Source organism: Pelomonas sp. KK5 (genome assembly GCF_001984095.1).
Lineage (GTDB): Bacteria > Pseudomonadota > Gammaproteobacteria > Burkholderiales > Burkholderiaceae_C > KK5.
The window spans coordinates 1-7,772 of the sequence record NZ_LYVQ01000273.1 but is presented as its reverse complement, the minus strand read 5'-3'; the positions used below and the strand labels follow the sequence as shown (position 1 = coordinate 7,772).

General features: G+C 69.5%; 10 protein-coding genes and 1 pseudogene. 2 read left to right on the top strand and 9 right to left on the bottom strand.

From position 1 onward, the window contains the following. Positions 1-1,618: DUF1631 family protein (locus tag B0W88_RS27690; RefSeq protein ID WP_144007007.1), on the top strand; the 1,618-nt coding region annotated here is incomplete at its 5' end. A gap of 6 nt (positions 1,619-1,624) precedes the next feature. Here the strand turns inward: B0W88_RS27690 and pdxA are convergent. After that, positions 1,625-2,632, bottom strand: coding sequence for a 4-hydroxythreonine-4-phosphate dehydrogenase PdxA (pdxA, locus tag B0W88_RS27685; RefSeq protein WP_077037788.1), 1,008 nt, complete (start codon positions 2,630-2,632; stop codon positions 1,625-1,627). Next, positions 2,629-3,375, bottom strand: coding sequence for a Nif3-like dinuclear metal center hexameric protein (locus B0W88_RS27680; RefSeq protein WP_077037787.1), 747 nt, complete (start codon positions 3,373-3,375; stop codon positions 2,629-2,631). The genes pdxA and B0W88_RS27680 overlap by 4 nt, the downstream gene beginning before the upstream one ends. Before the next feature lie 20 nt (positions 3,376-3,395). Between B0W88_RS27680 and B0W88_RS27675 the strand changes: the two genes are divergently transcribed. Next, on the top strand, positions 3,396-4,580 hold the full coding sequence (locus tag B0W88_RS27675) for a S1C family serine protease (protein ID WP_077037786.1): 1,185 nt from the start codon (positions 3,396-3,398) through the stop codon (positions 4,578-4,580). A gap of 4 nt (positions 4,581-4,584) precedes the next feature. On the opposite strand, the gene tatC is transcribed toward B0W88_RS27675, so the two are convergent. The 7 genes and pseudogenes from tatC to B0W88_RS34990 all read right to left on the bottom strand — a co-directional run. Further along, positions 4,585-5,376, bottom strand: coding sequence for a twin-arginine translocase subunit TatC (tatC, locus tag B0W88_RS27670; protein ID WP_077037785.1), 792 nt, complete (start codon positions 5,374-5,376; stop codon positions 4,585-4,587). 12 nt (positions 5,377-5,388) lie between these two features. Continuing rightward, positions 5,389-5,886 (bottom strand): Sec-independent protein translocase protein TatB, encoded by a 498-nt coding sequence (gene tatB, locus B0W88_RS27665; RefSeq protein WP_077037784.1) that lies wholly within the window; start codon positions 5,884-5,886, stop codon positions 5,389-5,391. A 17-nt stretch (positions 5,887-5,903) separates the two neighbouring features. Then, a complete protein-coding gene (gene tatA / locus B0W88_RS27660; protein WP_077037783.1) occupies positions 5,904-6,116 on the bottom strand; it encodes a Sec-independent protein translocase subunit TatA in 213 nt (70 codons plus the stop codon). Positions 6,117-6,204: 88 nt separating this feature from the next. Beyond that, entirely contained in the window at positions 6,205-6,552 is a 348-nt protein-coding gene (locus B0W88_RS27655) for a histidine triad nucleotide-binding protein (RefSeq protein WP_077037782.1), read from the bottom strand. Positions 6,553-6,556: 4 nt separating this feature from the next. After that, on the bottom strand, positions 6,557-6,880 hold the full coding sequence (locus B0W88_RS27650; RefSeq protein WP_077037781.1) for a phosphoribosyl-ATP diphosphatase: 324 nt from the start codon (positions 6,878-6,880) through the stop codon (positions 6,557-6,559). Further along, positions 6,877-7,248, bottom strand: coding sequence for a phosphoribosyl-AMP cyclohydrolase (hisI, locus tag B0W88_RS34530; protein ID WP_233151867.1), 372 nt, complete (start codon positions 7,246-7,248; stop codon positions 6,877-6,879). The genes B0W88_RS27650 and hisI overlap by 4 nt, the downstream gene beginning before the upstream one ends. 18 nt (positions 7,249-7,266) lie before the next feature. Next, positions 7,267-7,698 (bottom strand): annotated as a pseudogene (locus B0W88_RS34990) (NUDIX domain-containing protein); the annotation flags it as partial. Between the last annotated feature and the right edge of the window lie 74 nt (positions 7,699-7,772).

The following is a 7,772-nucleotide window of genomic DNA, read 5'->3' as shown; positions in this document are numbered from 1 at the left end:
CCCGGGACCCTACACCCGCGGCGGCGGCCTGGCCCCGATGGACGCGCAGATGATGGACCTGCTGCGCCGCCTGTCGCAGATCCCCGCCACCAGCTTCACGCAACCGGGTGAGCTTCATCAGCACCCGCTGGCGATGGAGGCGGCCCGCGCCTGGGCCGATCCGGTCGGCGACGCGCACTGGCAGTCGGCGCCGATGCCGCCCAACCTGATCCACCAGCACCGCGAGGAACTGCGCCAGGCCTCCACCGGCCGGCTGGATCACATGGTGATCGACGTCGTCGGCAGCCTGTTCGACCAGATCCTGGCCGACAACAAGGTGCCGCCGCAGATGGCACGGCTGATCGCGCGGCTGCAGCTGCCGGTGCTGCGCGTGGCGCTGGGCGACCCGACATTCTTCTCCTCGCGCCGCCATCCGGTGCGGCGCTTCGTCAACCGCATGGCCTCGCTGGCCTGCGCCTTCGACGACTTCAGCGAGAGCCCGGGCAGGGAATTCCTCGCTCACGTGCGCGACCTGGTCCAGGACGTGGCCAACGGCGACTTCGAGCGCATGGACGTCTACGAGACCCAGCTCGACGCGCTCGAAGCCTTCATCAGCGAGCAGACCGCCCAGGCCATGAAGGCCCACGGCGATGTCGCCGAACTGGTGGCCCGCAAGGAAACCGACCTGCGCCTGCAGCAGCGCTACGCCCAGCAGCTGCACGCCTCGCTGGCCGCGGTGCCGATGGAGGAATTCCTGCGCGCCTTCCTGGCCCAGGTGTGGAGCCAGGCGATCGTGCTGGCCTCGCGCGAGTGGGCGCCGGAACGCGCGCTGCGCCTGCGCCAGCTCGGCCGCGAGCTGGTGATGAGCGTGCAGCCCAAGGGCGGCTCGGCCGCGCGCAAGGCCTTCCTGGGCGAGCTGCCGCAGCTGATGCGCACGCTCAACGAGGGCCTGGACCTGATCGGCTGGCCCGAACCGGCCCGCAAGGAATTCTTCGGCCAGCTGCTGCCCGCCCATGCCGAATCGCTGAAGGGCCAGGCCCCCAGCGCGCTGGACACCAACCTGCTGGTGCGCCAGCTGGACCAGGTCTTCGGATGCGCTCCGCCGGCCGAGCAAGACCTGACCCCGTCCGACGCGCCGATCACCGTGCCGCAGGACCTGGACATGGGCGCCCGACTCTCCCCCGCCGAGGCACGCAGCCTGGGCCTGGTGGACGAGGCCGGCGTGGACTGGAACGGCCAGGTGGACATCGACCTCGGCGGCGAGGCGGAACAGCAGCCGCTGCAGGCGGTGGACATCAGCATCGACGGCCTGCCCGCCGCCACCGAGGCCCCCGAGCCGAGCCAGGGCGCCCTGCTGATCGACCACCTGCAGCTGGGCTTCGCCTACCAGATGAACACCGGCGACAACTGGCACAAGGTGCGCCTGGCCCACATCAGCGCCGGCCGCAGCTTCTTCATCTTCACCCAGGGCCACAAGCAGCAGGAAACCGTCACGATGACGGCCCGCATGCTCAAGCGCCTGTGCGACAGCGGCCGCCTGCGCGCCTTCGAGAACGCCTACCTGCTGGAGCGGGCCACCGCACGGGCGCGCAAGCAGCTGGCCGCGCTGGGCAGCCCCGCGACCGCGCCGCAGCACTGACGCCCGTCACTGCCCGGCCATCGTCCGAGCCATCCGGATCGCCGCCCGCATGCTCGACGCATCGGCCACGCCCTTGCCGGCGATGTCGAAGGCCGTCCCATGGTCCGGGCTGGTGCGCACGAAGGGCAGGCCCAGCGTCACGTTGACGCCCTGCTCCACCCCCAGGTACTTCACCGCGATCAGCCCGTGGTCGTGGATCATCGAGACCACCACGTCGAACTCGCCGGTGCGGGCACGCATGAAGACCGTATCGGGCGCATAGGGCCCGCGCGCGTCGATGCCCTCGGCACGGCCGGCCGCCACCGCCGGGGCGATGTGGTCGATCTCCTCGCTGCCGAACAGGCCGCCCTCGCCGGCATGCGGATTGAGGCCCGACACCGCGATGCGGGGCTTGGCGATGCCGTAGCGGCGCAGCGCGGCATCGGCGATGCGCAAGGTCTGCAACACGCTGTCCTGGTTGATCTGCTCGATCGCCTGGCGCAGCGAGCAGTGGATCGTCACCAGCACCGTGCGCAGCTCCTCGTTGGCCAGCATCATCCGCACCGGCGGCAGCACGCCGTTGCGCGCGGCCAGCGCCTGCAGCATCTCGGTGTGGCCGGGGTACTCGATGCCGGCCTGGTAGAAGGCCTCCTTGTGGATCGGCGCGGTGACGATGGCCGCGCCCTCGCCAGCCTGCACCGCCCGCACCGCGGCCTCGATGCACTGGCCGGCCGCGGCGCCGGCGGCGGCATCGACCTGGCCCACCGGGCTGTCGACCAGGCCCGCCGGCAACTCGTGCGGCTGCCAGACCGGCAGGCAGCCGGGCGGCACCGTCGGCAGTTCGGCCGGCGAGGCCAAGTGCGCGACCGGCAGCGTCAGGCCCAGCCAGCCGATCGCGCGGCGCATCACCGCCACGTCGCCGACGACGCAGAGGTCGCCGCGCTGCTCGGCCAGCCAGGCCGCCACGCAGATCTCGGGCCCGATGCCGCAGGCATCGCCCATCGTCAACAGCAACGGGGCCTGTTCCGCGCTCATGCCGGGTTCGCGATGTCGATGAACTGCTGGCTCAGGCCCAGTTCCGCCGCGGCCTGTGCCGCAACCGCCTGCACGCCGTAGCGCTCGGTGGCGTGGTGGCCGGCGGCGATGTAGGCCACGCCGGTCTCGGCCGCATAGTGGGCCTGCGGCTCGGAGATCTCGCCGGTGACGTAGACGTCGGCCCCGGCGGCGATGGCGGCCTCGAAGAAGCCCTGCGCGCCGCCGGTGCACCAGGCGACGCGGCGCAGCGGGCGTCCATCCCCCGGCACCGCCACGAGCTGGCGGCCCAGCACGCCGCTCATCTTCGCCGTTAGCGCCTCAAGGCTCGCCGCATCCAGCGGGCCGATGAAGCCCAGGTCCTGGTCGCCGAAGCGGCCATCGGCGCGCCAGCCGAACTGCCGGCCCAGCTGGGCGTTGTTGCCGAGCTCCGGGTGCGCATCCAGCGGCAGGTGGTAGGCAAACAGGTTGATCTCATGGGCCAGCAGCTTCGCCAGGCGCTGCTTCATCCAGCCGGTGACGCGGCCGTCCTGGCCGCGCCAGAACAGGCCGTGGTGGACCAGGATCGCATCGGCCCTGGCCTCGATGGCCGCGTCGATCAGCGCCAGGCTGGCGGTGACCCCGCAGACGACATGCCGAATCTCGTCGCGACCCTCGACCTGCAGGCCGTTCGGCCCATAATCCTTGAAGCGTTGGGCGTCCAGCAAGGTGTCCAGGTGCCGGGCGAGATCCTTGCGATGCGTCATGTGCGGAGCGGAGTTCATTAGTGCGCAGACTATGGCTGATTTTCGCCCAGGCCACCACGGTGGCCCTGGCCTTCGTGTTCGTGCTGAACACCCTGCGGCCGGGCTGGCTGCAGCCGCAGCCGGTGTCGCCTAACGCCAAGCCCGCACTGACCGCGCCGGTACGCCTGCTCACTGCACCGACCGGCGTCGACAAGCCCGGTGCCGTCCATCCCGGCTTCAGCCTGGCCGCCCGCCGGGCCTCGCCGGCGGTGGTCAGCATCCGCGTCAGCTCCGCGCGGGCCGACAGCCCGGCCATCCGTCGCCTGCACCGCGGCCTGATTCCCGAGGGGCCTCGCCCGCCCAACCAGGGCCTGGGCTCGGGCGTGATCGTCTCGCCCGACGGCTACCTGCTGACCAACAACCACGTGATCGAAGGCGCCACCGACATCGAGGTGCGCCTGAACGACGGCCGCCAGGCCCGCGCCACGCTGATCGGCACCGACCCCGAGACCGACGTGGCGCTGTTGAAGATCCCTCTCGACAAGCTGCCGGTGATCCGCCTGGGCGATGCGGACGGCCTGCAGGTCGGCGACGCGGTGCTGGCCATCGGCAACCCGTTCAACGTGGGGCAGACGGTCACCTCCGGCATCGTCAGCGCGCTGGGCCGCACGCAGCTGGGCATCAACACCTTCGAGAACTTCATCCAGACCGATGCGGCGATCAACCCCGGCAATTCGGGCGGTGCGCTGGTCGATGCCGAGGGCAATCTGGTGGGCATCAACACCGCCATCTTCTCGCGCTCGGGCGGCTCGCTGGGCATCGGCTTCGCGATCCCGGTCACTACCGCGCGCCAGATCATGGAGGCGCTGCTGCGCGACGGGCAGGTGGCGCGCGGTTGGATCGGCGTGCAGACCCGCGAGCTGACGCCCGAGTTCGCCCAGGCCTTCAAGCTGCCGATCAGCGAAGGCGTGCTGGTCAGCGGCGTGCTAGCCGGGGCGCCTGCCGCCAAGGCGGGCGTGAAGCCCGGCGACGTGCTGGTGAAGGTGGGCAGCCGCGCGGTGATGACGCCGGCCCAGCTGCTGGCCGCGGTGGCGGCGCTGAAGCCGGCCAGCGATACGGTGCTGTCCGTGCAGCGTGGCGCGAAGCAGATGGAACTGCACCTGACCGTGGGCCTGCGTCCGCCGCAGCCGCAGCAGGCGCCGGCGGACGACGCCGACCCGGAGTAGCCGCTCAGGTCGAGGACGTCGTCTCTTCGCTGTCGGGCGCCTTCGAGTAGCGCACGAAGTAGGTCGCCGCGAAGATGCCCAGCTCGTAGAGCAGGCACATCGGGATCGCCAGCGAGAGCTGGGACACCACGTCCGGCGGCGTCAGCACCGCCGCCACGACGAAGGCGATGACGATGAAGTAGCCGCGCCACTCGCGCAGCTTGTCCACGGTCAGCAGGCCCATGCGCACGACGACGACGACGATCACCGGCACCTCGAAGGCGGCGCCGAAGGCGATGAACATGGACATCACGAAGCTGAGGTAGGCCTCGATGTCCGGCGCCGCGGTGATGCTCTTGGGCGCGAAGCTCTGGATGAAGGTGAAGACCTTGCCGAAGACGAAGAAGTAGCAGAAGGCCACGCCGGCGAAGAACAGCGCCGTGCTGGACACCACCAGCGGCAGCACCAGGCGCTTCTCGTGCGAGTACAGACCCGGGGCGACGAAGGCCCAGACCTGGTAGAGCACGAAGGGCAAGGCGACGAAGAAGCCGGCCAGCAGCGTGATCTTCAGCGGCACCATGAAGGGCGAGATCACATTGGTGGCGATCAGCTTGGAGCCGGCCGGCAGGTGCTGCACCAGTGGCTGGGCCAGCAGGTCGTACAGCGCGCCGGGGCCCGGGTAGATGGCCAGCACGCCGAAGCAGAACAGGACCGCCAGCGTTGCGCGCAGCAGGCGGTCGCGCAGCTCGATCAGGTGGGAGACGAAAGGCTGCTCGGTGCCGGCGAGTTCGTCGTCGGGCTTCTTGTCATCGCTCATGGATTTGCTTGGTCAGGCGCGCTGGCCCGGTGGGCGGAAGCGCGCGACCCGCGCCGCGCCCGATTGCACGTTGCGCCGGACGCCGGCCTGCTGCTTGTACCACTGCGGCGTGGCGCCGCGCTTGAGCCGCCAGTTCTTCTTCGGATGCTTGTAGCTGGGCTGCCAGCCCAGGCCGCTGTAGGCGGCGGCATCGCTGCCGGCCTCGGTATCGTTCAGGCCGGAAGTCGCCTCGGCCCAGGTCTGCTCGAAGGCCTGGCTGGCGGTGTGGATCTCGTTGTGGACGGTGTCCTGCACATTGCGGGCCGCGTCCTCCATCGAGGTCTTCATCTTCTTGAGCTCTTCCAGCTCGATCGAGCGGTTGACCTCGGCTTTCACATCGGCCACGTAGCGCTGCGCCTTGCCCAGCAGGGCGCCCACGGTGCGGGCGACGCGCGGCAGGCGCTCCGGGCCGATCACGATCAGCGCCACGGCGCCGATCAGCGCCATCTTGTCCAGGCCGAGATCGAGCATGTCTTGTCGTCAGCCGATCAGGACTTGGTCTTGGCGTCGACGTCGACGGTGTTCGGGTCGGCCGCGACCTGCTTGGGCGCCTCGGTCGCCGCGCCGTCCTTCATGCCGTCCTTGAAGCCCTTGACGGCGGAGCCCAGATCCTGGCCGACGTTCTTCAGCTTCTTGGTGCCGAAAACCATCACGACGATCAGGAGCACGATGAGCCAGTGCCAGATGCTGAAGGAACCCATAATCTTTCTCCTCGAAACGAATGGCCCGATTCTAGAGGGCGCACGTGTCAGTCATTTGAGGGTGCAACCCTGGGAATCAAGCCAGGGATCAACCCTTGGCCCACGGGCGAGGGCCGCCCATCGCGTGCAGATGCAGGTGATAGACCTCCTGGCCGCCGTCCGGGCCGGTGTTCATCACCGTGCGGTAACCGTTGGTCACGCCCAGTTCGCGCATCAGTTCGGGCACCAGCGCGTTCATGTGGCCCAGCAGCGCCGCGTGCTCGCGGGTGACCTCGGTCATCGAGGCGATGTGCTGCTTCGGGATGATCAGCACGTGCACCGGCGCCCAGGGGTGGATGTCGTGGAAGACCAGCACCTGCTCGTCCTCGTAGACCTTCTTGGACGGGATCTGGCCGGCGGCGATCTTGCAGAAGATGCAGTTCGGGTCGTGGCTCATCGCTTCATTTCTCCTTGCGCTGGGCGAATTCCTGCAGGCCCGACAGGCCCTCGCGGCGGGCCAGCTCGGCCAGCACCTCCTGCGGGCCGAGGCCGAAATGGGCCAGCGCCACCAGGCTGTGGAACCAGAGGTCGGCGGTCTCGTAGACGATCTTCTGGCGGTCGGCGTCCTTGGCGGCCATGACCAGCTCGGTGGCCTCCTCGCCGACCTTCTTCAGGATCGCGTCAGTGCCCTTGTCGAACAGCTTGGCGACGTAGCTCTGCGTGGGATCGCCCCCCTTGCGGGACTCGATCACCGCGGCCAGCTTCAGCAGGGTGTCGTCATTCATTTGTAAATGCTTTCCGGATCCTTCAGCACCGGCTCGATCGCCGTCCACACGCCGCCCTCGAGCTTCTGGAAGAAGCAGCTGTGGCGGCCGGTGTGGCAGGCGATGCCGGGGGTATGGCCGTGCTGGGTGATCTTCATCAGCACGACGTCATTGTCGCAATCCAGGCGCAGTTCGTGGACGGTCTGGGTATGGCCCGATTCCTCGCCCTTGTGCCAGAGCTTCCTGCGCGAGCGGCTCCAGTAGACGGCCTCACCCTTCTCGGCCGTCAGCGCCAGCGCCTCGCGGTTCATCCAGGCGAACATCATCACGTCGCCGCTGTCCCGCTCCTGCGCGATCACCGGCACCAGGCCGTCGGCGTCCCAGCGCACCTCGTCGAGCCAGCTGCGGTGCGTCGGGCCTTCGTGGCCGCGCTCGGCGGCGAACCATTGCAGCACCGGGATGGTTCCCGGCAGCACCGGCTGCTGCTGCACCGGCAGGTTCTCCCAGGCCATCTGCTGCTGCTCGCGCATCTCGAACTCGCCGCTCCAGTCGAACACCTTGCAGAAATGCAGCCGCACCCGCGCGTGGGCGTAGTCCATCATCTCGACCTTCCACGGATGGACCGCGCCGATCGTGATGCCCAGCTCCTCGTGCAGCTCGCGGCGCAGCGCCTGCTCCACCGTTTCGCCGGCCTCCAGCTTGCCGCCGGGGAACTCCCAGTAGCCGGCGTAGACCTTGCCTTCGGGGCGCGAGGTCAGCAGGAAGTCGCGTTCCACGCCGTCCACATCGCGCCTGACCAGCACGCCGACGGCCACATCGACCGGAATGCGCTCAGACATGGTCCAGGCCCTCCGGCGCGCCGCGGTCGGCGATCGGGGCGGGCGTCTCGGGCACCGCGCCCTTGCCGGCCAGG

Bases quoted from the DNA above. Each gene is read 5' to 3' on its own strand.
- pdxA (WP_077037788.1), bottom strand. From the start codon at position 2,632: ATGAGCGCGGAACAGGCCCCGTTGCTGTTGACGATGGGCGATGCCTGC.
- B0W88_RS27680 (WP_077037787.1), bottom strand. From the start codon at position 3,375: ATGACGCATCGCAAGGATCTCGCCCGGCACCTGGACACCTTGCTGGAC.
- tatC (WP_077037785.1), bottom strand. From the start codon at position 5,376: ATGAGCGATGACAAGAAGCCCGACGACGAACTCGCCGGCACCGAGCAG.
- tatB (WP_077037784.1), bottom strand. From the start codon at position 5,886: ATGCTCGATCTCGGCCTGGACAAGATGGCGCTGATCGGCGCCGTGGCG.
- tatA (WP_077037783.1), bottom strand. From the start codon at position 6,116: ATGGGTTCCTTCAGCATCTGGCACTGGCTCATCGTGCTCCTGATCGTC.
- B0W88_RS27655 (WP_077037782.1), bottom strand. From the start codon at position 6,552: ATGAGCCACGACCCGAACTGCATCTTCTGCAAGATCGCCGCCGGCCAG.
- B0W88_RS27650 (WP_077037781.1), bottom strand. From the start codon at position 6,880: ATGAATGACGACACCCTGCTGAAGCTGGCCGCGGTGATCGAGTCCCGC.